Source organism: Calidithermus terrae, assembly GCF_003574345.1.
Lineage (GTDB): Bacteria > Deinococcota > Deinococci > Deinococcales > Thermaceae > Calidithermus > Calidithermus chliarophilus.
In genome coordinates, this window is the sequence record NZ_QXDL01000453.1 from 1 (window position 1) to 863 (window position 863).

Below are 863 nucleotides of genomic sequence, written 5' to 3' on the forward strand. Positions count from 1 at the left end.
CCCCCGGCCCCAGCTCCCCCCGACCTTCCCGCCGCTGCCGAAGTAGGCTAGTCGCCGCGCAGGATGACGTTGCTCACCCGGTAGATCAGGGTGGAGTTACACCGGGCGTCGCGGTCGGTGGCGATGATGCGGACCTCGAGCGTGTAGAAGCCCTCCTTCGAGAGGCGGTACAGGTCCACCGGCACGTACAGGCGTTTGCTGGCCGCGTCGTAGCGGCTGGGGGTGAGGACCGAGGTCTTGAAGTTCAGCTCGGAGTCGGTGTACTCCAGCCGGATTATGGGGGTGCCGGTGATCCGCTTGAGCTTGAAGAAGGCGCGGTCGTACTCGAGCACCAGGTTGCCCCCCCGGTACTCGGCCCTCAGCGCGGGCCCGGTGAGGGCGTAGAGCCCGGACCGGCAGTCCATGATGCCCCGCATGGGCACCTGGGCCAGGCCCAGCCCCGCCAACGCAAGCCAGATGACGAGCGCGATGAGCCTACTCATAGCTGACCTCGAGCACCTCCCCCAGCCCCACCCTCCTGCCCGTGTATTCCGACAGCTGGCCCAGGATCGCCGCCAGGATGCCCAGATCGGGCCGCTTGGGCGGGTTGCGCACCCAGACGTAGATGGTCTGGGCGCCTACCCTTTCCTTTAGGTCCGTCTGGAGGCGGTAGGCCGTAATGCCCTCGCGCTCGAGGAACTCCTTCAGCTTCCAGCTGATCGTTACTTTCACATACTGACAATACCACAGGAGTATCGAGCTTGACCTAGTGTTGTAAGTAAAGTAGTATCGAGACACCAGAGGGTGACGGCCTAGGAACCAAGCCCTCTGGGAACCCGAAAGGAGTGAGTCCACATGCAGCATACCTCAGCCGCCCCCACCCC

General features: G+C 64.3%; 2 protein-coding genes. Both read right to left on the minus strand.

What is annotated here, in order from left to right; genetic code table 11:
- Window positions 1-47: 47 nt before the first annotated feature.
- Complete coding sequence (locus tag Mterra_RS21530) at window positions 48-482, minus strand: hypothetical protein (RefSeq protein ID WP_147373069.1); 435 nt, start codon at window positions 480-482, stop codon at window positions 48-50.
- A complete protein-coding gene (locus Mterra_RS21535; protein ID WP_119316896.1) occupies window positions 475-711 on the minus strand; it encodes a helix-turn-helix domain-containing protein in 237 nt (78 codons plus the stop codon). The genes Mterra_RS21530 and Mterra_RS21535 overlap by 8 nt, the downstream gene beginning before the upstream one ends.
- Between the last annotated feature and the right edge of the window lie 152 nt (window positions 712-863).